This window comes from Grimontia kaedaensis (genome assembly GCF_023746615.1).
Lineage (GTDB): Bacteria > Pseudomonadota > Gammaproteobacteria > Enterobacterales > Vibrionaceae > Enterovibrio > Enterovibrio kaedaensis.
This window is the reverse complement of the sequence record NZ_CP082275.1, coordinates 191,550-212,940: the sequence shown is the minus strand read 5'-3', so window position 1 is coordinate 212,940 and position 21,391 is coordinate 191,550. Positions and strand designations below refer to the sequence as shown.

The window sequence follows — 21,391 nt, the reverse complement described above, 5'->3', positions numbered from 1 at the left end:
TTTATTTTCCTACTTTGCTCAGTTCAGCGCGCATTTCGTCTATCACAGCTTTGTAATCCGGCTGACCGAAGATAGCCGAGCCTGCTACGAACATGTCTGCGCCCGCTTCTGCGATTTCACGGATGTTATCTACTTTTACGCCGCCGTCGATTTCGAGGCGAATATCGCGACCGCTTTCGTCAATACGACGACGCACTTCGCGCAGTTTATTCAGGGTTTCAGGAATGAAGGACTGGCCACCAAAACCTGGGTTAACTGACATCAGAAGGATCATGTCGAGCTTGTCCATCACGTGATCCAGATAGTGCAGCGGCGTCGCTGGGTTAAACACCAAACCCGCCTGACAGCCGTGCTCTTTGATTAGTTGCAGGCTACGGTCGATGTGCTCACTCGCTTCCGCGTGGAAGGTGATCATGCTGGCACCGGCTTTAGCAAAATCTGGGATGATGCGGTCAACTGGCTTCACCATGAGATGAACGTCGATGGGTGCGGTAATACCGTAGTCACGCAGCGCTTTACAGATTGGCGCACCAAAGGTGAGGTTCGGTACATAGTGGTTGTCCATCACGTCGAAATGCACCACGTCAGCACCTGCTGCCAGTACGCGTTCAACGTCTTCACCTAAACGTGCGAAATCCGCCGAGAGGATCGACGGCGCAATGAGAAAATCCTTCATCCTTTAGCCTCACTGTAAAGTACCCATTTGCCGGGCGTAGCGATTACCTGAAATTCGCCGCAATTCTACCCGATTGCGTGGCATCTGTCTTATCAGATCCTCTGATTCAAACCATAACCCCTGAATTTTGAAGCTGGGACAGACGGCAACCTCTCCCCTGTTCTAAGCTGGGATTAACAAACGAGAACAAAGAAGAATACACAATGGATAATGAAAAACCGCAGCAGGAAAAAGTGGGTTTACTGGATGTGGTGAAAAGTGTGTTTGCGGCAATGTTTGGTGTGCAATCAGACAAAAACCGACAACGCGATTTTCAGCAATCCAGCATGGTACCTTATATCATTGTCGGTTTTGTATTTGTCGCTGTGTTTGTGCTTGGGCTGGTGGGCTTGGTTTCACTCATTACGCCAGATTAAAGAAGCTCGGATACGTCTGGGGCAAATAGCGCCAGCAATTCGTCCACTTTATTGCGCCCACCACCGTTACGGCTGATGGTACGTTTCACCTTCACCATATTGAAGTGAGAGCCGTGATAGAGGCTTCGGGTAAGCGCCGTATCGTGATTAGAAATCAGTACCGGAATGTTTTTCTCGATGCTCACTTTACGAGCCCACTCGCCCAGCAATGCTTGATCGTCCAAGCTAAAACCGCCACTCGCATAGGTCGTGAAGTTGGCAGTCGTCGATAGCGGGGCGTAAGGCGGATCGCAGTAAATTACGCTGCCACGACGGGCATTTTTAAAGCTCTGCTGATAGCCTTCACACACAAAAGTCGCTTTCTTCGCCTTCTCTGAGAAAAACTCCAGCTCAGCTTCTGGAAAGTAAGGCTTCTTATATGAACCGAAAGGCACATTGAATCCGCCTTTTTTATTGTAACGGCACAAACCGTTGAAACCGTGGCGGTTCATATACAGAAAGTAAAGGGAGCGAAGGTAAGGGTCTTTCGTCTGGTTAAACTCTTCACGGATCGTCAGATACGCCGCTTTTTGGTTGTACTCTTGTGTAAACAGTCGTTTAGCGTCTTCAATGTAGCGCTCTGGTTCCTGTTTAAGAAGATTGTAGAGATTAATCAAATCCGGATTGATGTCAGCCAGACGATATTGGTCATAGTCTGTATTGAGAAATACAGAGCCTGCGCCAACAAATGGCTCAATCAGCTTTTTTCCTTCCGGCAGGTGCTTGCGGATATCGTCGACCAGAGAATATTTACCTCCGGCCCACTTAAGAAAGGCACGATGCTTTTTCATTAATGTGTGTCCACCACCACTACTGCTCGAAAGGTGGCGGATTGTATCTCATTTTTAACCATCAATCAGCGTAAATTCGTGCCCTGTCTTCATCAAGGCGGGTTAGTTAACCAGTCCGATTTCTTTGTGGATCTGAGCGAAAGATTTAGCCCACGGCGTCAGCGCCTGAATATTGGCCGGAAGCTGCAATTCTGCACGACGCGCTTCAGCGACCGATGGGTAATCACCCAACAGGACCATAAACCAAGGTTCACCGTTACGGCGAGTTTCATACACCAGCGCGCGATCGGTAATCGCATATTCTTGCAGGAACTCAGTCACTGCTTGCTTGGATTGCAATGCTGCCAGCTGCAGGGCGTAGCGCGACTCTGGCACCGTCAATAGCAACTGGTTCGCCAAAGGGACATCAGCATTTGACGTCGGTGGTGATAATGGTGCAACCGCTTCAGTTTCTTCAGTCACGACTTCTGCTGTCGCTTCTGGCTGTGTTGGTTCAACACGCACAGTGGTTTCAGCAGGTGGCACTAATTCTGGTATCAGCGGCTCTTCAACCGCGTTAGTGCCATCTCCGCCAACCGCTTGCTCATCAATGATGGCATCGACAACACGGTCAGGCACCACGATACGGCGATTTTCATCACGACGGCCCACTGTCATGCCTTCTACTGACGGGCTATCAGGCAGAGCAACATCGTCATCGTTGACTTCAGCATTGGCATTGAGGGACTGCTCACCGCTTTCACCTTCTCCTTGTTGCGCTGCCATTTCTTTTTCTTTCTCATCAAGAATGGCTGATAGTTCTTTTACGCCATCCGGCAGCACAGATTCGGCCGCTTCTTCTGTCGAAGTTTGTGGATTCAGTGCCCACCACACCATGCCGCCACCTAATGCTAACAACAGCACCACCAGCAAGATCAAAGGGAGGGGTGAACGACGTTTCTTTTCTTCCATTGCAGCGGTCTCCTGCTGTTCCAGCCCTCGAAGGGCTCCGGGTAAAGAAGGCAATGATGCCGCTTTTTGTTTCAGCGCTCTTCGCTGGGCGGCATCGAGTTGACGACTGACCATCATCACTTCGATGAACATTTCTCGTTCATTATCAGCCAGCGGGGTGATCTCCAGCTCCAGCGGCTTCACGCCCTGGCCGTAAGACACTTTATGAAGCCATTTGTTGAGCTTGCCACGTAGGCTGAATAACAGGATGTTAATCTGCCAGTTGTCACGCTGCTGCGCTTCGGTGACCAACGCCCAAAGCTCTGCGATGAGGTTAGCACTCAGGCGCTGCGCGTCATCTATCACCACCAAACAGTGCACGCTTCGGCCTTCCAGCATGTAGTCGAGGCTTTGTAGCATCGAATCTTGCTCGTTAAAGACACCATCGCGCACGATTTGCTTGAGAATAATGGCACGATGCTGGGCATCCTGCTGACTTGGATTACAGATTAGAAGAGATTGGATGGGTTCGTTTGCCCAGTTTTCGAGGTATCGTTCACTGAGCCACGTTTTTCCCGCCCCTGGCTCACCAGTGACCTGAACGAGGTTGGAGCTAAATCGGGTAAGAAATTGGATTCTAGATAAAAGTTGGATCTGGCTATCCAGATCCAACGCAATCATTTCATGGGAGCCTGTCATATACAAACCCGCTTAGTGTGTCTTGATGACCTCAGCAAGCGTTTCAGGAGTCACGTTTGCAACCACCTCTGCAGTACCAATCGACGTTGGCAGCACAAAGCGAAGTTGCCCGGAAAGCACTTTTTTATCGCGTTTCATGTGTTTAATAAACGCATCATAGCCCATGCTTGAGGGTGCTTTCACGGGAAGATTGGCTTTTTCGAGCAAGGAAGTGATACGGCTAACATCTTCTTGTGTCAGCAATTGTTGGTGGACTGCGGTGACCGCCGCCATCACAGTGCCCGCAGAAACGGCTTCGCCATGCAACCAGTTGCCGTAACCCATTTCTGCTTCAATCGCATGCCCGAAAGTGTGCCCGAGGTTCAGTAAAGCGCGAACACCGGATTCTTTTTCATCTTCTGCCACGACATCTGCCTTGATTTGGCAGCAACGTTTGATGGCATACACCAAGGCTTCAGCCTCCAAGGCGTTGAGTGGCTGGTAGTTGTCTTCCAACCAAACGAAGAATTCTGGATCTGCAATGATGCCGTATTTGATGACTTCCGCCATGCCTGCTGCAAACTCACGTTGCGGCAAGGTTTGCATCACATCGATATCGATAACAACGGCTTTTGGCTGGTAGAAGGCACCAATCATGTTTTTACCCAGAGGGTGATTCACTGCGGTTTTACCACCTACAGAAGAGTCTACCTGGGAAAGCAAAGTGGTTGGAACCTGAATAAAGTCCACACCACGCTGATAACAAGCTGCGGCAAAACCGACCACATCACCAATCACGCCGCCGCCCAAAGCAACAATCAGCACATCACGGCCGTAGTTGCCTTCGAGCAGGAAGGTATTAATGGTGTTAAAGGTATCGAGGGTTTTGTATTGCTCGCCATCAGGCAGGGTCAACAAAGCTGGCTCACCACCAGCTTTGTTCAAGGTATCCAAAAGAAGGTCCGCATAAAGCGGAGCGATGGTGTCATTGGTGACCACCACCACGCGACGTCCTTGAGCTTCAGAAAAATACGCGGGATCGGAGAGTAATCCTGCACCGATAGAGATAGGGTAGCTTCTGTCGCCTAAGCTTACGTCAATCCTTTCCATGGAGTTCCTTTATTGATTAGTGATTTTCCAGCAATTCGATGATCTGGTTTGCCACAACCTTGGCGCTTTGATCATCAGTACGCACTACATAGTCTGCAATTTCTTCATACAGAGGATTACGCTCGCCCGCCAGTGATTCCAATACTTCACGTGGTTGCTCAGTTTGCAGCAAAGGACGTTTTTTATCGCGCTGAGTACGTGCCAGTTGTTTCTCAATGGTGGTTTCAAGATAAACCACGATACCACGAGCAGACAGACGATTACGGCTCTCTCGGCTCTTGATTGAACCACCACCGGTTGCCAGAACGATACCTTGTTTTTCAGTCAGGTCGTTGATGACGTTCTCTTCGCGAACGCGGAATCCCTCTTCACCTTCAACATCGAAAACCCATGCAATGTCTGCACCTGTGCGCTCTTCGATCACAGTGTCAGAGTCGAAAAATTCCATGTGTAGTTGTTGTGCCAGGTGTCGACCAATTGTGCTTTTGCCAGCCCCCATTGGACCTACAAGAAAGATATTTCGTTTTTCAGCCATTTTAAGCAGTTTACGCGCGGTTAATGAAAACAACACCGCCCGCAGGCTCGCAATCAGAAAGCCCGAGGCGCCAAATTCCTCACAGTATATTCGTGATCAGACCAAAAATTATCTCAGGTCGACTGGGCGTTTGGCAACTTAAAATACGTTTCCCCTCGCCTTTAAATTCCCGCCAGAGGCTCAAAAGGACAAGAAAAAGGCAGAAACCCACTTTCATCACAGACCTCTTCCCTTGCTACGCACCTCCATTCCAACCAAGGTTAACCGAATGAATTAACTCGATTTACTGCGTCATAATCCTTGGAGTAACAAAGATCAGTAGCTCGCGTTTACCCATAGTTTCGTAGTTACGGCGAAAGAGTTGACCAATCCCTGGAATATCACCCAACAATGGTACCTTATCGACGCCTTCCATCATTTCGTGTTGATAAATCCCGCCAAGTACGACTGTTTCCCCGTCATTCACCAGCACCTGAGTACCAATACGTTGGGTATTAATGGCCATTGCTTCGCCGGTACCTGCTTTTACAGTACCTGCAGGTTTGTCCTGAGTGACCTGAAGGTCAAGGACCAGTCTGCTATCTGGCGTAATTTGAGGAGTCACTGACAAACTGAGAACAGCCTTTTTAAAAGACACTGCAGCCGCACCGCTTGAAGATGCTTCCAAATAGGGTAGCTCAGTGCCTTGTTCAATATACGCAGAGCGTTTGTTCGTCGTTAACAGGCGGGGACTGGAAATAATTTCCGCACGAGACTCAGCCTGCAGCGCTGACAGTTCAAGATCGAGCAATAAATCTTTACCTAAGTTAGCGACTGAGAATGCGATGCTGCTTGCGTTTGGACTCACAGCCCCCAAGTTGACATTAAGTAGGTCATCCAGAATCAACTCGTCAGGCTCATTGTCTGCTCCAAAATCTATCCTGTCTGAGTGCTGCCAGTTACCTTCAATTGAGCCGCCCGTCGTGAAGTTACCGTTTTGACTGTTAACTCCCCAGCGAACGCCAATTTCTTCAAGCGTGCCTTCATCCACAGTCACGATACGCGCTTCTATCTCAACCTGGTCAACCGGAATATCCAGTGAATCAATCATCATTTTTACGACGTCGATGTTATCTTCCAGATCTTTAATCACCAGAGAGTTGGTACGTGGGTCGACGGCGATGCTGCCACGCTCTGACAACAGACTAATGCCTTCATCTTCACTGCTACCACCACCGATCATCTCTTTAAGGTCGACGGCGTTGGCATACTTAATCTGAATCACCTCTGAGCGTAATGATGCGAGTTCACGCTCCTGCCGACGTTTTTCAAGTACCAAACGTTCCTGTTCATCCAGTTCAACTTTTGGAGCCACAAGCAGGATGTTCCCCATCTGGCGCTTATCCAAACCTTTGACATTCAAAATAGTCTGCAGCGCCTTTTGCCATGGCACATCGTCCAATCGTAACGTCAGACTACCCTGCACGGAATCAGAGACGACCAGATTGAACCCGTTGTGCTCGGCCACCATCTGTAACACAGAACGGACAGGAATATCTTGGAAGTTGATGGAGATATTTTTGTTTTTCTTGCTTTTCTCAGCATCAGATTTCTTAGCTGAAGGCAGAGAAGCAAAGGGGAAAATCTCTACCGTCAGCACGTTGCTAGTCTGATAGTAGTCATACCCAAAGTGCCTATCGGTCAGTACGGTCAGCTCAACATCATCGTCAACGGGCTTAACATCCAGATTCGCCGTTGCCTTTCCGATATCCTGAAGGCTGCGGATACCCACCAAGTTGTCTTCCACCGATGTGCCTTTAAGGCTTATCGACAAAGCGCCGTCGCTTTTTGTGAAATTGGTCACCACGGATTTATCTTCAAGGGACAGTGTCAGCAAGGTTTTTCCATTCTCCCCTGCTTTGACATCAATATTTTGAAGCTGATTGGCCGCAAGCGACCAAGGTGACGCCACGACTGCGGCTATCACCATCAGGCTACGACATAACACTCCCAGTCTTAGACTGCGGCATCCTTTCCCCAGGCTTATCATGAGTTACCCTTTTTAGCTTTTGTTGAGTGCCAATCTAACGTTACGTACCTGCCAGCAGCCAAGTCCGTCAGGCAAGTGTTCTGTGATAGAAAGAGTGTGTTGACTGATACTGTCCACACGTCCTCGATTGTTGCCCAGCATACGGCCCAGCCCAACGCGATGAATGCTGTCATCGGGCGCTGCGACCAATGCCCAATAGCTCCCTGGCAGTCCAATAACCCCCTTAAACTCGAGTGACGATAGCTCGTAGCTCTCGAGTGGGTCTTTCCCTAGGACATCTTCCGGCTGCCAGCAGTCCCCCTTCACCAACTCCTTTTCTTCCATGGCTACCGGAAGCACGAAAGGGTCGGTATCGATACCTGGGTCAAAAGGCGCAGGGAAGTAAGTCGGTTGAGGCGGAAGCGTTGTTGCTGTCACCTGGGCTGCCGCATAGGTCTGGACGATAAAGCGCTCGAGGTCTTGCGTTTTGGGCTCCTGCATACAGCCGGAAAGCAGGATCACGCTCAGTATCGCAACTTGATATCTCATTGCGAAACCTCCTCTTGCTTCTCATAGCGGTAGGTATGTGCCCCTACCGAGAAACGCAATCGATCAGTTTTATCTTTCTCACGTGACAGCGTGAAATCTTGGAGGGTGACGATACGTGGCAATCTTGCCAGTGCGGCCGAGAACTCGCCCATGTCTGCATATTCACCCGTGAGTTCTATATCCAGAGGCACCTGATACAACCAGCCAACATGCTTTCCTTTGTTCCAGTTGAGCTTTTCGAAATTCAGGTTGTACTGAAGTCCGGTGTCGTTGATGCCGGCAAGCAGCAAAGCCAATTCATCTGCCGCAGGTAACTGTTCAGTCAAGTGGCTATAAAACTTCTGCAGTTCTGCCACCTGCTCATCAACATCCGGAAGTGCCGCCACTTGTTCAGCCTTGATGCGAAATTGTGTCCGCAGCAAACTCTCATCTTGTCTGGCTAGCCCGATATCTTGCTGTGCAGGTAGGACAACAAAAAATAACGCTGCGGCCAGCACAACAATGCCCAGTACTCCCAGCAATATGTTCTGCGCAGTCGCTGACCATTCAGGGATTTCATCGATTTCCCAATCGCGCCAATCAGCGGCCATTGCTCTCCTCCCTCGGCAATTCCAGCGTCATATAATCGGTAAGGTCAAACGTCGCGCGAAAATTCTTGGCAACCAGAGAAGACTGCGCAGCGTTATTGATGATGGAATGGATTTGCACATTCTTGGCACCCGAATCAGCTTCCAGCAAAGCCAACAGGCTGGCGAGCTTAGCGTTATCTCGGCTGCGTCCTTCAATCGTGACTGTTCCCGCTGTCATCGAGACTTTATCCAGCACCACGCCATCCGGCGTAATTTGTGGCAAGAAATTGAAAAGTAAGGTGGCATTGTTGCGCTGTTTTTGTAGCGAGTTGACGAGGGTCAGGCGGCGATGAAGTTCATCACGTTCGACTTCACGTTTGGCAAACTCCCTTAGCGTGACGTTCAATTCATTGATTTCCTGCTGAAGACGCGCATTTCTCGCCTCCTGTATAGAGAGCTGGTTATAGACAGCCCAACGGCCACCAATCACGCATAGGGAAACCAGAATGAGGACCAACACAGATTTGTTCATAAAGCGTCGGCGTATTGCCTGACGCTGCATTTCACGCCAAGGAAGAAGATTAATACTGGTGTTCATCCATCACTCCGCGCAAAGCCAGCCCAATGGATGTCGACCAGGCGACGGCTGACTCATTCAGGCCATCGACAAGCTTTGGTGAATAACTCAGCCCCTGAAGTGGGTTCAACGCCCTCACTCTCCAACCAAGTGCCGCTTCCAGTTTGAAAATGTCGATTTTTTTCGCCCCATCTCCAGACAGCCAGACTGTCGAGACCTTAGTCCCTTGAAGCTGAGTGGAAGCCAGCTGATATTGCCGCTGTATAGTCTCTGCCAGCTTCTGCGTGTAAAGCGCCCTTAGCTCTTCTGTACTTGCGTCATGTTGTTCAAAAGGTACGGGAAGCTCGCGGTAGAATTTGCCTTCATTGGCTTCACCCAAACAGATTTGTAAGCGCTCCGTTCCGACATCCACCATCAAAGAAGCCCCCACATCAGACCGGGACGTCATGTGCTGTTTATAAAGTCGCATCAGTGCATGGGTTTGGAGTTCAATCACCGACAACGAAAATCCTGCTGATTTCAAACCTGACAGCGTATCTCTCAGCATGGGTTTACGGCAGGCATAGACTTCAACCCAATCATTTTCGGGAAGTAGACGGAAGTCATAGAGCAACTCATCCATCGGTAACCCAAGGCTTTCGCTAAGTTGCAGCCCAACCTGAACGTACTGCTCGTGTTCTGGAATATCGAGGGAGGCGGGGAATCTCTTCATCGCCACGTTGCTTTGCGGCACACCCATGATCTGGACCTGCGGCCAGTTCCAAGGGACACTACACGCTTTTCTGAGCTGCTTTTTTACCGATTTAAGGGAGTCATCTAAGGAGGATTGTCGCGGTGCAACAACGAGAGCCTGAAGCTTTAATGCCTTGCCACGTTTTTGGATCATGGCAGCGCGAACAGAATGTGCGCCAACATCGATCCCCATAACGGTTTTTCCAGCAAACATCTGAAATGCCACCTTCTTAAAAGTCAGCATCAAGTAACTTTTTTGAAAGTTCTCTCCGCAGGTTCGTTATTTTTTGTTCAGTTCTCTTTATACTACGAGCACTAATGGTTTGAACGACTCGACTGAAAACTTACGGGAAATATCAAGTGAAGTTCATTAAGCGACTGCTTACCTTTGCAATAATTTGCATATTACTTGGAGTGGGTACAATTTTTGGTTTTTACGTTTATGTAAAACCTGAATTACCAGATGTTGCCACACTCAAGGATGTTGAACTGCAAACGCCAATGCAGGTGTACAGCGCAGACGGAAAACTGATTTCCCAGTTTGGTGAAAAGCGACGCATTCCAGTCACTTACAATGACATTCCACAAGATCTAATTGACGCCCTGATCGCGACTGAAGACAGCCGCTTTTATGACCACCCAGGTATCGACCCTATCGGTATTACCCGTGCCGCCATTGTTGTGGCCATGTCAGGAAGCGCCAAACAGGGTGCAAGTACCATCACCCAACAACTTGCGCGTAATTTCTTCCTTTCCAACGAAAAGAAGGTTATGCGTAAAATCAAAGAGATATTTATCGCGATCCACATCGAGCAATTGCTAACCAAACAGGAAATAATGGAACTTTACGCCAACAAAATTTTTCTGGGTTACCGCTCGTATGGATTTGGTGCTGCCGCGCGCGTTTACTTTGGTAAAGACCTTAAAGATCTGACTCTTAGTGAACTCGCCACTCTTGCAGGCATGCCAAAAGCCCCATCCACAATGAATCCGATTTATTCGGTAGAACGTGCGACCAACCGCCGTAATGTGGTGCTTAAGCGCATGCTGGATGAAGGCTATATCACCCGCTCTGAGTACGAGCAGGCGAGAAACGAACCGATTGTTTCCCGCTACCATGGCGCAGAAATCGAATTGAACGCACCTTACATGGCGGAAATGGCACGTGCTTGGGCGGTTGAGCAATACGGCGAAGATGTTTATGAATCAGGCATAAAGGTCTACACCACGCTTGATTCACGTCTGCAAAACGCAGCAGAAAAAGCCGCGATCAACAACCTCCTCTCTTATGATGAACGTCACGGCTATCGCGGTGCAGTGGCCACACTTTGGAAAGATGGTGCTGAGCCATGGGATGCAGAGAAGATTGCCAAACACCTGAAGAAACAACCTACTTATGGTGAGCTCAATCCGGCTGTTGTTATAAAGATCGACGGAAAAGCAGCCGAAGTTGAATTGCAAAGCGGTGGGACCGCAATGCTGCCTTGGGATGGAATGAAGTGGGCACGCCGCTATAGGACAGACACCCGTCAAGGCACTGCACCGAAGCAAGCAGCGGATATTCTGGCTGTTGGTGAGCAAATTTGGGTGCGCAAGGTTGACGATGCATGGCACCTGAGTCAGGTGCCGGATGCCAACACAGCCATGGTGGCCATGTCACCAGAAAACGGCGCTATCAAAGCACTGGTGGGTGGTTTTAACTTCGTTCACAGCAAGTTCAACCGCGCGACCCAGTCAGTTCGTCAGGTAGGTTCTGCTATCAAGCCGTTTATCTATTCTGCTGCATTGGATCAGGGGATGACACTGGCAACTTTGATCAATGACGCTCCCATCAATAAGTGGGACTCAAGTCAAGGAACAGCGTGGCGTCCTAAAAACTCTCCACCGACATACATTGGCCCGACCCGGGCACGCATTGGTCTGGCAACGTCTAAAAACGTCATGGCCGTCCGCGTGCTGCGCAAAGTGGGTTTGGATGAAACTATCGACTTTCTGACCCGCTTTGGCTTCAAACATGAAGAACTGCCGCGCTCTGAAACCCTGGCTTTGGGTGCTGGCAGCCTGACGCCAATGCAAGTAGCCCAAGGCTTCAGTGTGTTTGCCAACGGCGGTTACTATCTTAAGCCTTACTTCATCAGCAAAGTTGAAGACCCGTTTGGAAAGCTGCTTTTCACTGCTCACCCACAAACTATCTGCCGTGAAAATTGTGACAGTAATACGTCTAAACTCAGCTCAGATAACCTAATGGAAGAGGAAAATCTGCTGGATGAAACCGCATCCATGGAAAACGAGCCAGAATTCGCACCACAGGTCATCAGTGAGCAAAATGCCTTCCTGACCCGCGAAATGATGGAAGCTAACATCTGGGGTGGCGGCGACTGGCGTAAGGGTACTGGCTGGAACGGTACAGGCTGGCGCGCGCAAAAACCGCTTAACCGACGCGATATTGGCGGCAAGACGGGTACTACCAACGACTCCAAAGATGCGTGGTACAGCGGCTTTGCACCGGGTCTGGTGGCAACAGTATGGGTTGGGTTTGATGATCACTCACGTGAACTCGGCAGAACCTCCCGCAACGCCAATCTGGATAACTCCCAGATCTCCGGTGCGGAAGCGGGAGCAAAAACTGCGCAACCCGCTTGGATCGATTTTATGGTTGATGCGTTGGTCGACGTACCAGCACAGCGCAAAGTGGTGCCATCTGACATCGTAAAAGTGCGTATTGATCGCGACACTGGCCTGCTGACCCGCAAGAATGACGCAAGCTCAATGTTCGAATTCTTTGAGAAGGGCACCGAGCCAACCGACTATGTATCCTCCGCCGCCAGTAGCGGAAATATTTACGAGTCTGAAGGTGAAGAGCTTTTCTAAGCCCTCCGAGAACGACAAAGGCGCCCATTGGGCGCCTTTTCTTTTGGTCTCGCGAAGTTAGCCTATCGGATTACAGACTTTGCCCATGGCATCAGCAATGACTTTCGCCAGTTTTTCATAGCGGGCTCTCAGCGGCGAACCGGGACGGTAGTCCAAGGTGATCAAGCGTTGAGGCTCAGGATCCACGGCTTTCACATACACCACACCATCACGCTGCATACTCTCAGGGACAGACAGCTTCGGCAGCAGAGTGATCCCCGTATCTGCCGCCACCATGTTACGAAGGGTCTCCAGACTGGTCGCACGGAAACGCGAGTCTTCCTTCGCGCCTGCTGCAAAACAAAAGCCCATCGCCTGATCGCGAAGACAGTGCCCATCCGCCAACATCAACAGTGTTTCGCCACGAAGGTCATCCATCGGCACGGTTTCAGCCTTTGACCACTTGTGACCTTCCGGTAACGCCAGCAACATCGGCTCTAGATACAGTGGGATTTCCTTAAAGTGCTCAGTTTCTTTAACGGATGCCAGAATAATGCAGTCCAGTTTCCCCTCTTCCAACTGCTGCACAAGTTGATGGGTCTGTGCTTCGTGAAGGAAAAGTTCAAGCTCTGGGAATGCCTCTTTCAGCGCTGGCACAATATGGGGAAGCAGATACGGGCCGACAGTCGGAATAAACCCAATGTGCAGCGGCCCCGCCATTTCTTCGCCTTGCTGACTTGCCATCTCTTCCAGCACTTTCACTTCCATCAGGATTTTTTGTGCTTGACGGACAAGCTGCATGCCAGCGTCAGTGAACAGCACTTTTCGGCTGGTGCGCTCCAGCAGCACCACACCCAATTCATCTTCCAACTTGCGGATCTGGCCGCTCAATGTTGGCTGGCTGACGAAACAGGCTTCCGCTGCCTTTCTGAAGTGCTGGTGCTCAGACAGAGCCACCAGATATTCGAGATCGCGAATATTCACACCAAACCTCTTTGATAGATTTTACTTATTAAAATGATAAACCCAATCAATTAGAACTATCTACCCCTTTCGCCCTAATATAAACACATCAACCGGGAACACCGGATTAAAGAACTGAAAAACAAAATTTATTTAAGGGGTATTACCATGGAATTTATTAACAAAGAAGGTCAGAAAGTACCAAGCGTTACCTTCCCAACTCGCAAGGGTGATGAGTGGGTAAACGTGACCACTGACGAGCTATTTGCCGGTAAAACGGTGGTTGTATTCAGCCTGCCAGGTGCTTTCACTCCGACATGTTCTTCAACGCACCTGCCTCGCTACAACGAGCTGTACTCAGTGTTCCAAGAGCACGGTGTTGATGACATTCTTTGTGTGTCTGTAAACGATACGTTCGTGATGAACGCTTGGAAAGCAGACCAGGAAGCAGAAAACATTACTTTCATTCCAGACGGTAACGCAGAGTTTACCCGTGGCATGGGCATGGCAGTAGCGAAAGACGATTTGGGCTTTGGCGAGCGTTCATGGCGCTACAGCATGCTGGTGAAAGACGGCGTGGTAGAGAAGATGTTCATCGAGCCAAACGAGCCGGGCGACCCGTTCAAAGTGTCTGACGCAGACACCATGCTTGGCTACATTGCGCCGAACCATAAACTGCAAGAATCAATTACGGTATTCAGCAAACCAGGTTGTCCTTTCTGTGCAAAGGCAAAACAAACGCTGATTGATAACAAGCTACAGTTTGAAGAAATTGTGCTGGGTCAGGATGCAACCACTGTGAGCCTGCGAGCAGTAAGCGGCAGAGCAACAGTGCCTCAAGTATTCATTGGCGGTAAGCACATCGGTGGCAGCGACGAGCTGGAAGCGTACTTCGCATAACACCGAAAAGGGCAGCTTAGGCTGCCCTACTTAATTCCAAACATTATCGACGCTTGTCACCGGATTTAGCTGGAGAATAACAATGAAAACCTTGAATGTAGATGTCGCTGTCATTGGTGGAGGAACCGCAGGTCTGGGTGCTTACCGCGCAGCCAAAGCACACGCCGACAATGTTGTGATCATCGAAGGCGGTCCTTATGGCACGACCTGTGCGCGGGTTGGCTGTATGCCATCGAAACTTCTGATTGCCGCTGCTGAAGCCGTTCACCACATCGAAAAAGCGCCGGGTTTTGGCGTGCATCCTCAAGGTGAAATTAAAATCAATGGCCGCGAAGTGATGGATCGTGTGAAACGTGAGCGCGACCGTTTCGTTGGCTTTGTTCTCGAAGGTGTTGATGACATCCCGGCAGAAGACAAAATCGCTGGTTACGCCAAGTTTATTGACGACAATACTCTCGTCGTAGACGACCACACCCGCATCGAAGCAAAACGCATTGTGATTGCGACGGGCTCACGCCCAACATGGCCGGCGCCATGGAATGATTTGGGTGACCGTCTGATCGTGAACGATGACGTATTCGATTGGGATGATTTGCCAGAATCTGTCGCTGTATTTGGTCCAGGCGTTATCGGTCTTGAGCTTGGTCAGTCGCTGCATCGCCTTGGCGTGAAAGTAAAAGTCTTCGGTGTTGGCGGTCAAGTAGGTCCTTTAACTGACCCAACGGTGATGGCTTACGCAGATAAAGCCTTCAACGAGGAGTTCTATCTGGACGCTGACGCTAAAGTCGAAGAAATGGTGCGCGAGGGTGAAAAAGTCCATATCCGTTACCTCGACAAACAAGGTCAGGAACAGCGTGTGGAAGTGGACTACGTGCTGGCAGCCACCGGCCGTCGTCCTAACGTCGACAAGCTGGACATTGAAAATACTGGCATGGAATTGGATGCACGCGGTGTACCAACGGCTGACTCATACACCATGCAAACCAGTGTCGCGTCGATTTTCATCTCAGGAGATGCGAGCAACCAGATCCCATTGCTTCACGAAGCAGCGGATCAGGGCCGAATCGCCGGTGACAACGCAGGTCGATTCCCTGATATCCGAGCCGGTCTGCGCCGAAGCAAAATCGCTGCTGTGTTCTCTGATCCACAAATCGCCATGGTGGGTGAAACCTACAAAGAAATCACCGCTCGTCTTGGCACCTGTGGCTGTTTCGAAACCGGTGTGGTGTCGTTCGAAGGTCAAGGCCGCTCGCGTGTCATGTTGCGAAACAAAGGTGTGCTGCACGTTTACGGCGAGCAGGGTACCGGTCGTTTCCTTGGCGCAGAGATGATGGGCCCAAACGCAGAACATCTGGCGCACCTGTTGGCTTGGGCACACCAAAACCAAATGACCATTTCACAGATGCTGGATATGCCTTTCTATCACCCAGTGATTGAAGAAGGCGTACGTACCGCACTGCGTGACCTGAACGCCAAGCTGCACTTAGGTCCTGAAATGATCAAGCACTGCCTGGATTGCGGTCCAGGCTGTTAAAACCCAATACCAATAACAGTGTTAATCCCCTTGCTTGCATAACTTGCACGTTCACCTCACTCTCCCCAAGAGTTTGTGGTTTGCCCTCCTTTACGGAGGGCTTTTTTCTTTGTAGGCTGCAACAAGTTGATATTTTTGGGCTTGCTATCCATGAGTTGCCGATTCTGCAAAGACGCCTCTCTCACTATTCGCGCCAAACTCGGCCGCTGCAAACGTTGCATGATTCAACTTGCCGTGATGAATCTGGTGCTTTGGCCAATGTGGTTTATCGGGTTTAGTGACACACCGAAATCGATAGAGTCCATCACCCTGCTCTTTGGTGCAGGTGCCAGCGCAATTTTGCTCTCCCTTCATCTCATTCTGATGCCGTTTCGGATGAATGCGCCCGAGCCCAAAAAATAGCGACTATAAAACACAAAAAAACCGGCCTAAGCCGGTTTTTATTCATTCTATACCTGTTTACGCCACGTTGGCTTTAGCAATCAATCTGTCCTGATCAAAGGTAAACTCCAGTGCCACTTCATCACACGCATGAAGGCGTGGACAGCGGTCACAGTCTTTCATCACCTTTTCAGGCAGCAAAGATTTAGAGGTTGGAATAAAGCCCTGACGCATAAAGAACTCTGGTACACGGGTCAGCACAAACACTTTCTTGATGGCCATGCCACTCGCTTTTTTCAGCAGGTGTTGAACAATCGCGCTGCCCTGCCCTTGATTCTGCCAGCCAGCTTCCACGCCCAAAGAGCGCACTTCCGCAAGGCCTGAATCATAAACGTAGAGCGACGCACAACCTGTCACTTCACCCTGATGCTCCGCAACGGCAAACGAGCCTATATCACGAACCAGTTCATTACGTTCACGCGGTAGGTTTTCACCCAGTCCCGCCCAGTAAACTACCATGCCTTCAATCGCATCGAGGTCAGTAAGACGCGCGCCACGTACTTTCACGCTTGGTGAGTAACGTTTCTCCAAACGCTTCTCTGCCTGACTAATGGCGTATTCCACCTGATTCGGCGCCACACCACCCAGCGCACAGCGCTTCTCAAGACAGGATTCAATGGTGAGAATTGGATAAACATCCTCGTCAATCACTGGCGAGAACTGCTTCATGTCCTCAAGAGACAACTCTTCCAGCGCACAACCTTTTTCAATGGCGGCGACCACAGCGACACCCACGATATGGTGCGCTTCACGGAAAGGAATTCCCTTGGCAACCAGGTAATCCGCAAGCTCAGTCGCGTTAGAGTACCCCTGCATCGCGGCTTCCAGCGTGCGATCTTTGTTGATTTTGATGCCATCAAAACAAAGCGCTGCCATTTCAATACAGTCAAACCAGGTGTCGAGCGCGTCGAACAGCCCTTCTTTGTCTTCCTGCATGTCTTTGTTGTATGCAAGCGGCAGTGCTTTCACTGTCATCATCATCGCAGACATGGCGCCATAAACGCGGCCCGTCTTACCACGGATAAGCTCAAGCGCGTCCGGGTTCTTCTTCTGTGGCATCAGGGATGAACCTGAGGTCACCGCGTCTGCAAGCTCAACAAAGTTGGACTCGCCTGAGTTGTAGAAAATCAGATCTTCCGCCATACGCGACAGGTGAAGCATAGAAACCGATGCCACAGACATCAGCTCCATCACATGGTCACGGTCAGAAACAGAGTCCAGACTGTTGCGGGTTGCACGGCGGAAACCCAGGCTGTGAGCCAATGCCTCACGATCAATCGGATACGCCGTCCCTGCCAGAGCACCAGAGCCCAGCGGGCAGGTGTCCAAGCGGTTCAGTGCATCGCTCAAGCGCGAGTAGTCACGCTCGAACATTTCAACGTAAGCCAGACACCAGTGTGCAAATGTCACTGGTTGGGCACGTTGAAGGTGAGTGTAGCCCGGCAGTACCGTGTTCTGATTCTCTGCCGCGACTTTTACCATCTGGTTTTGCAGTTTATCGAGTGCAAGGAGAAGCTGTTGACCCTGCTGACGACACCAAAGCTTAAGGTCAGTCGCCACCTGATCGTTACGCGAGCGACCAGTGTGCAGCTTTTTACCCAAATCGCCTACTTTAGCAATCAGTTGCTGCTCGACCCAGCTATGAATGTCTTCAGCGTCAGAGCGCAGGATCTGCTCTGGATCTTCCATCACAGCCAGCTTGATTTCATTCAGTGCAAGCTCGAGGCGTTGCTGCTCAATCTCAGACAAAACGCCCACTGAGCGCAGTGCCTTTGACCAGGCAATTGAACCTACGATGTCCTGCTCCGCGAGGCGATAGTCAAAACGCAACGAATCGTTAAACTGCTTGAACCGCGTGTCTGCTGCCTGACTAAACCTTCCGCCCCATAACGCCATACTTACTTCTCCTTAAAACTCTATTGCTTCCAGCTGCTGTTTATTTTTGTTTTTTCTCGTTCAGCGCACGAATACGGCTCGACAGCGAGTAGAGACGGATAAAGCCACCAGCATGGCTGTGATCGTATACGTCATCTTCACCGAAAGTCGCGAATTCTTCGGAGTACAGGCTGTTGAGCGAGCGCTTCTGCACTACTGTAGCCTGTCCTTTGTACAGTTTCACTACTACTTCACCACTTACTGGCTCAGCCAGTGATTCTGCTGCCGCCAGAAGTGACTTACACAGCGGTGTGAACCAACGGCCATCATAAATAAGGTGAGACGCTTTCAGGCCAATTTCTTCACGGTATTCGTAGCAATCTTTGTCCAGAACCAGCTGCTCAACACCACGCAGGGCTTCCATCATGATGGTGCCACCCGGAGTTTCATAACAGCCGCGGGATTTCATACCCACCAGACGGTTTTCAACGATATCAATACGGCCTACGCCGTGACGCGCGCCTTTCTCGTTCAGCGTGGTCAGTACTTGGTATGGGCTCAAGCGCTCACCGTCTACAGCAACCACTTCGCCTTTTTCAATCAACAGAGAAACGGTTTCAGACTGGTCAGGTGCCTGCTCTGGATCCACAGTCCATACCCAGCAAAGTTCGTTTGGCTGGTTCCAGGTATCTTCCAGTACGCCACCTTCGGTGGAGATGTGCCATGCGTTTGCATCACGGCTGTAGATTTTCTCTAGGCTTGCAGTACAAGGGATGTTGCGCTCTGCCAGGTAATCCAGCAGGGCTTCACGAGAACGAAGGTCCCACTCACGCCAAGGTGCAATCACTTTCAGTTGCGGTGCCAGCGCAGCAAACGCGCTTTCGAAACGCACCTGGTCATTACCTTTACCGGTACAGCCATGACACAGTGCATCTGCGCCAACTTCCAGCGCACATTCTACTTGTGCTTTTGCGATGATTGGACGTGCCATTGACGTCCCCAGCAGGTATTTACCTTCGTAAACCGCACCGGTTTTCAGGCTTGGGTAGATGTAGTCAGCAACCATTTCTTCTTTCAGGTCAGCGATGTAACACGCTGACGCACCCGAAGCGATCGCCTTTTCTTCAATGCCAACCAGTTCTTCTTCGCCCTGGCCCACATCGGCAACGAATGCCACGACTTCACAGTCATAGTTCTCTTTCAGCCAAGGAATGATCGCAGACGTATCCAGACCGCCAGAGTATGCTAGTACTACCTTTTTGATATCGCTCATTTTAACTTCTCCATGTTCACCGCTCTGACGGTCAGTACAGGCGGTAACGACTAATAAATTCTGTGTTGTTTATACGGTGAAACGGGTACCGATATTGCTGCCACCGAACATCTCAGCGAGCTTCTCGGGGTAACGCCAGCTCGCGACCTGAATGGGACGCCCCAATGCGTTTGCCGCTTCAAACGCCGCTTTCACTTTGACGATCATGCCGTCAGTGATCACGCCGCTTTCAATTAATTCATCTGCTAATTTCTCATCAAGCGTTGGCATGAGTTTGCCCTTGCCATTCAATACGCCACTCACGTCTGACAGCAGAACCAGTTCGGCATCCAATGCAGCTGCTACTGCTACTGCCGCCTGATCCGCATTCACGTTCATCAGTTCACCTTCGGCATCAATACCGATAGAGCTGATGATTGGCACTGCGCCTGCTGACAAAATCGCTTGTACGACGGAAGAATCGCCCGGTATTGCCTTGCCCACATTGCCAAGCTCGGGATCAAGTTGGGTCACTTTACATAAGCCGCCGTCAGCCAGACTCAGACCGACTGCGTTAATGCCACATTTTATTGCTTCGCCCTGGAGCAGTTTATTGGCCGTACCTGCCAGTGCACCCGCGACCACATTGATCTGATCTTTTGGAGTAACTCGCAAACCCTGCTTTTTTTCGACTTTCAGGTTCAGCGCTTTCATCAAGTCATCAACGAGGTAGCCACCACCGTGAACAATCACTAATTGGCGATGCGCAGAAGCCTGATACTGGCTGATTGACGCGAATAATTTATCCAGAGTCTCTGTGCAAGACAGCGCTGCACCACCCAGTTTGACTACCAAAGGACGTAAACTCATTACCACTCTCCTACACAATCGCCGTGAGCGGCGAGAATCCAAAGCGAATGTTTATGCACTGTATCGCCTGACTGGCGGCACCTTTCAGCAAGTTATCGATTGCTGACGTCAGAATCACGTGTTGACCTTTCACAGACCAGCCAATATCGCAAAATCCGGTGTTTTGAACTGATTGCAGCTTCGCACTTTGTCCCGCGCCCAATGGGCGAACCAAAGTTTTGTTTTCGTATGCTTTTTCCAGCGTTTCTGTGACCTGCACTTCACTGACACCTTCTGCCAATTTGGCAGTGATGGTCGCGAGAATGCCACGCTTAAAGTTGCCAAGGTGTGGTGTGAAAATCACATCACATCCCAAGTGAGTAGAAATTTCCGGTTGGTGACGGTGGGTGAATACACCGTAGGCATGGAGGCTAACTTCACAGAAACTGTTGGTCATAGAAGCTTTGCGACCCGCACCAGACACACCGCTTACCGCATTGATCACTGGCCATTGTTGGGTGTCGATAAGTCCTGCATCCAGCAATGGCTTCAACGCCAACTGTGAAGCCGTTGGGTAACAACCAGGCACTGCAACCAAATCGGCTTTTGCAATATCTGCCTCGTTCCACTCTGCCAGACCATAAACCGCTTTTTCCAGCCACTCGCCGTATTGGTGTTCGAAGCCGTAATAGTCGGTGTAGAAGCTGTCAGATTGAACGCGGAATGCGCCAGACAAATCAAAGACCTTACAGCCTTCAGCTAAGAAAGTTGGTGCAATGTTGTGACTGACTTCATGAGCCGTTGCCAGCAACACCACGTCTGCAGCTTTCGCGACAGCACTGACATCTTTAAGAGGCTGAAGTGGAAGGTCAACCAGACCTTTCAGAGTACCGTGCAAATCACCGATAGATTTGTTCGCATCCACACTGTTTTCAGAGACATACAGGCCTGATAACTCGAGTTCAGGGTGAAGAAATACCATTTTGGTCAGCTCGGCACCTGTGTATCCACTTGCACCGACAATCACTGTCTTTAACATGAAAAATCCGTTTATTTCTTTGGGTTGAATGATGGCGCATTCAGCTCGCTCAGCTGCAGGAGGGGCAGATACGCCCAA

At 50.3% G+C, this 21,391-nt stretch carries 20 protein-coding genes; 5 read left to right on the top strand and 15 right to left on the bottom strand.

Going from position 1 to position 21,391, the window contains the following annotated elements; genetic code table 11:
• Position 1: 1 nt before the first annotated feature.
• On the bottom strand, positions 2–676 hold the full coding sequence (gene rpe, locus K6Q96_RS01030; protein WP_002535219.1) for a ribulose-phosphate 3-epimerase: 675 nt from the start codon (positions 674–676) through the stop codon (positions 2–4).
• 203 nt (positions 677–879) lie between these two features.
• Here rpe and K6Q96_RS01025 point away from each other — a divergent pair, with 203 nt between their 5' ends.
• Positions 880–1,092: a DUF2970 domain-containing protein gene (locus K6Q96_RS01025; RefSeq protein WP_251877167.1), complete on the top strand. Its 213-nt coding sequence runs from the start codon at positions 880–882 to the stop codon at positions 1,090–1,092.
• Here K6Q96_RS01025 and K6Q96_RS01020 read toward each other — a convergent pair.
• From K6Q96_RS01020 to pilM, 9 genes are all read right to left on the bottom strand, one after another.
• Positions 1,089–1,922 carry a Dam family site-specific DNA-(adenine-N6)-methyltransferase gene (locus K6Q96_RS01020; protein WP_251877165.1) on the bottom strand — a complete coding sequence of 278 codons (834 nt, stop codon included), beginning with the start codon at positions 1,920–1,922 and terminating at the stop codon, positions 1,089–1,091. The genes K6Q96_RS01025 and K6Q96_RS01020 overlap by 4 nt on opposite strands.
• A gap of 102 nt (positions 1,923–2,024) precedes the next feature.
• The gene (locus tag K6Q96_RS01015) at positions 2,025–3,533 is read right to left on the bottom strand and encodes an AAA family ATPase (protein ID WP_353621782.1); all 1,509 of its coding nucleotides are present in this window, start codon (positions 3,531–3,533) and stop codon (positions 2,025–2,027) included.
• A 30-nt stretch (positions 3,534–3,563) separates the two neighbouring features.
• The gene (aroB, locus tag K6Q96_RS01010; RefSeq protein WP_251877161.1) at positions 3,564–4,640 is read right to left on the bottom strand and encodes a 3-dehydroquinate synthase; all 1,077 of its coding nucleotides are present in this window, start codon (positions 4,638–4,640) and stop codon (positions 3,564–3,566) included.
• Between the two features lie 16 nt (positions 4,641–4,656).
• Complete coding sequence (gene aroK, locus K6Q96_RS01005) at positions 4,657–5,175, bottom strand: shikimate kinase AroK (RefSeq protein ID WP_062667127.1); 519 nt, start codon at positions 5,173–5,175, stop codon at positions 4,657–4,659.
• Positions 5,176–5,458: 283 nt separating this feature from the next.
• On the bottom strand, positions 5,459–7,144 hold the full coding sequence (locus tag K6Q96_RS01000; RefSeq protein WP_251879547.1) for a type IV pilus secretin PilQ: 1,686 nt from the start codon (positions 7,142–7,144) through the stop codon (positions 5,459–5,461).
• Between the two features lie 72 nt (positions 7,145–7,216).
• Positions 7,217–7,732 carry a pilus assembly protein PilP gene (locus K6Q96_RS00995; RefSeq protein WP_251877159.1) on the bottom strand — a complete coding sequence of 172 codons (516 nt, stop codon included), beginning with the start codon at positions 7,730–7,732 and terminating at the stop codon, positions 7,217–7,219.
• Positions 7,729–8,322 (bottom strand): type IV pilus inner membrane component PilO, encoded by a 594-nt coding sequence (locus K6Q96_RS00990; RefSeq protein WP_251877157.1) that lies wholly within the window; start codon positions 8,320–8,322, stop codon positions 7,729–7,731. The genes K6Q96_RS00995 and K6Q96_RS00990 overlap by 4 nt, the downstream gene beginning before the upstream one ends.
• Entirely contained in the window at positions 8,312–8,899 is a 588-nt protein-coding gene (locus tag K6Q96_RS00985; protein WP_251877155.1) for a PilN domain-containing protein, read from the bottom strand. The genes K6Q96_RS00990 and K6Q96_RS00985 overlap by 11 nt, the downstream gene beginning before the upstream one ends.
• Positions 8,883–9,824 carry a type IV pilus biogenesis protein PilM gene (gene pilM, locus K6Q96_RS00980; RefSeq protein WP_251877153.1) on the bottom strand — a complete coding sequence of 314 codons (942 nt, stop codon included), beginning with the start codon at positions 9,822–9,824 and terminating at the stop codon, positions 8,883–8,885. The genes K6Q96_RS00985 and pilM overlap by 17 nt, the downstream gene beginning before the upstream one ends.
• Before the next feature lie 146 nt (positions 9,825–9,970).
• Between pilM and K6Q96_RS00975 the strand changes: the two genes are divergently transcribed.
• Positions 9,971–12,481, top strand: coding sequence for a penicillin-binding protein 1A (locus K6Q96_RS00975; protein ID WP_251877151.1), 2,511 nt, complete (start codon positions 9,971–9,973; stop codon positions 12,479–12,481).
• Positions 12,482–12,538: 57 nt separating this feature from the next.
• Here K6Q96_RS00975 and oxyR read toward each other — a convergent pair whose 3' ends face one another.
• The gene (gene oxyR, locus K6Q96_RS00970) at positions 12,539–13,444 is read right to left on the bottom strand and encodes a DNA-binding transcriptional regulator OxyR (RefSeq protein WP_251877149.1); all 906 of its coding nucleotides are present in this window, start codon (positions 13,442–13,444) and stop codon (positions 12,539–12,541) included.
• Between the two features lie 147 nt (positions 13,445–13,591).
• Here oxyR and K6Q96_RS00965 point away from each other — a divergent pair, with 147 nt between their 5' ends.
• The 3 genes from K6Q96_RS00965 to K6Q96_RS00955 all read left to right on the top strand — a co-directional run bounded on the left by K6Q96_RS00965 (position 13,592) and on the right by K6Q96_RS00955 (position 16,259).
• Positions 13,592–14,323 carry a glutathione peroxidase gene (locus tag K6Q96_RS00965; RefSeq protein ID WP_251877147.1) on the top strand — a complete coding sequence of 244 codons (732 nt, stop codon included), beginning with the start codon at positions 13,592–13,594 and terminating at the stop codon, positions 14,321–14,323.
• Positions 14,324–14,405: 82 nt separating this feature from the next.
• Complete coding sequence (locus K6Q96_RS00960) at positions 14,406–15,857, top strand: dihydrolipoyl dehydrogenase (RefSeq protein ID WP_251877145.1); 1,452 nt, start codon at positions 14,406–14,408, stop codon at positions 15,855–15,857.
• A 150-nt stretch (positions 15,858–16,007) separates the two neighbouring features.
• Positions 16,008–16,259 (top strand): DUF3624 domain-containing protein, encoded by a 252-nt coding sequence (locus K6Q96_RS00955; protein ID WP_251877143.1) that lies wholly within the window; start codon positions 16,008–16,010, stop codon positions 16,257–16,259.
• A 57-nt stretch (positions 16,260–16,316) separates the two neighbouring features.
• Here the strand turns inward: K6Q96_RS00955 and argH are convergent, their stop codons facing one another.
• From argH to argC, 4 genes are all read right to left on the bottom strand, one after another.
• The gene (argH, locus tag K6Q96_RS00950; protein WP_062667000.1) at positions 16,317–18,194 is read right to left on the bottom strand and encodes an argininosuccinate lyase; all 1,878 of its coding nucleotides are present in this window, start codon (positions 18,192–18,194) and stop codon (positions 16,317–16,319) included.
• Between the two features lie 40 nt (positions 18,195–18,234).
• A complete protein-coding gene (locus K6Q96_RS00945; protein WP_002535244.1) occupies positions 18,235–19,446 on the bottom strand; it encodes an argininosuccinate synthase in 1,212 nt (403 codons plus the stop codon).
• A 69-nt stretch (positions 19,447–19,515) separates the two neighbouring features.
• A complete protein-coding gene (argB, locus tag K6Q96_RS00940) occupies positions 19,516–20,295 on the bottom strand; it encodes an acetylglutamate kinase (protein WP_251877141.1) in 780 nt (259 codons plus the stop codon).
• Positions 20,296–20,305: 10 nt separating this feature from the next.
• Positions 20,306–21,313 carry an N-acetyl-gamma-glutamyl-phosphate reductase gene (gene argC, locus K6Q96_RS00935; protein WP_251877139.1) on the bottom strand — a complete coding sequence of 336 codons (1,008 nt, stop codon included), beginning with the start codon at positions 21,311–21,313 and terminating at the stop codon, positions 20,306–20,308.
• Positions 21,314–21,391: the final 78 nt, after the last annotated feature.

Excerpts from the sequence above, each read along its gene's own strand:
- argB (WP_251877141.1), bottom strand. The coding sequence starts at position 20,295 with ATGAGTTTACGTCCTTTGGTAGTCAAACTGGGTGGTGCAGCGCTGTCT.
- rpe (WP_002535219.1), bottom strand. The coding sequence starts at position 676 with ATGAAGGATTTTCTCATTGCGCCGTCGATCCTCTCGGCGGATTTCGCA.
- aroB (WP_251877161.1), bottom strand. The coding sequence starts at position 4,640 with ATGGAAAGGATTGACGTAAGCTTAGGCGACAGAAGCTACCCTATCTCT.
- argH (WP_062667000.1), bottom strand. The coding sequence starts at position 18,194 with ATGGCGTTATGGGGCGGAAGGTTTAGTCAGGCAGCAGACACGCGGTTC.
- pilM (WP_251877153.1), bottom strand. The coding sequence starts at position 9,824 with ATGTTTGCTGGAAAAACCGTTATGGGGATCGATGTTGGCGCACATTCT.
- K6Q96_RS01015 (WP_353621782.1), bottom strand. The coding sequence starts at position 3,533 with ATGATTGCGTTGGATCTGGATAGCCAGATCCAACTTTTATCTAGAATC.
- K6Q96_RS00985 (WP_251877155.1), bottom strand. The coding sequence starts at position 8,899 with ATGAACACCAGTATTAATCTTCTTCCTTGGCGTGAAATGCAGCGTCAG.
- K6Q96_RS00995 (WP_251877159.1), bottom strand. The coding sequence starts at position 7,732 with ATGAGATATCAAGTTGCGATACTGAGCGTGATCCTGCTTTCCGGCTGT.
- K6Q96_RS00965 (WP_251877147.1), top strand. The coding sequence starts at position 13,592 with ATGGAATTTATTAACAAAGAAGGTCAGAAAGTACCAAGCGTTACCTTC.
- K6Q96_RS00960 (WP_251877145.1), top strand. The coding sequence starts at position 14,406 with ATGAAAACCTTGAATGTAGATGTCGCTGTCATTGGTGGAGGAACCGCA.
- K6Q96_RS00955 (WP_251877143.1), top strand. The coding sequence starts at position 16,008 with ATGAGTTGCCGATTCTGCAAAGACGCCTCTCTCACTATTCGCGCCAAA.
- K6Q96_RS01025 (WP_251877167.1), top strand. The coding sequence starts at position 880 with ATGGATAATGAAAAACCGCAGCAGGAAAAAGTGGGTTTACTGGATGTG.
- K6Q96_RS00990 (WP_251877157.1), bottom strand. The coding sequence starts at position 8,322 with ATGGCCGCTGATTGGCGCGATTGGGAAATCGATGAAATCCCTGAATGG.
- K6Q96_RS00945 (WP_002535244.1), bottom strand. The coding sequence starts at position 19,446 with ATGAGCGATATCAAAAAGGTAGTACTAGCATACTCTGGCGGTCTGGAT.
- K6Q96_RS01000 (WP_251879547.1), bottom strand. The coding sequence starts at position 7,144 with ATGGTGATAGCCGCAGTCGTGGCGTCACCTTGGTCGCTTGCGGCCAAT.
- argC (WP_251877139.1), bottom strand. The coding sequence starts at position 21,313 with ATGTTAAAGACAGTGATTGTCGGTGCAAGTGGATACACAGGTGCCGAG.
- aroK (WP_062667127.1), bottom strand. The coding sequence starts at position 5,175 with ATGGCTGAAAAACGAAATATCTTTCTTGTAGGTCCAATGGGGGCTGGC.
- K6Q96_RS01020 (WP_251877165.1), bottom strand. The coding sequence starts at position 1,922 with ATGAAAAAGCATCGTGCCTTTCTTAAGTGGGCCGGAGGTAAATATTCT.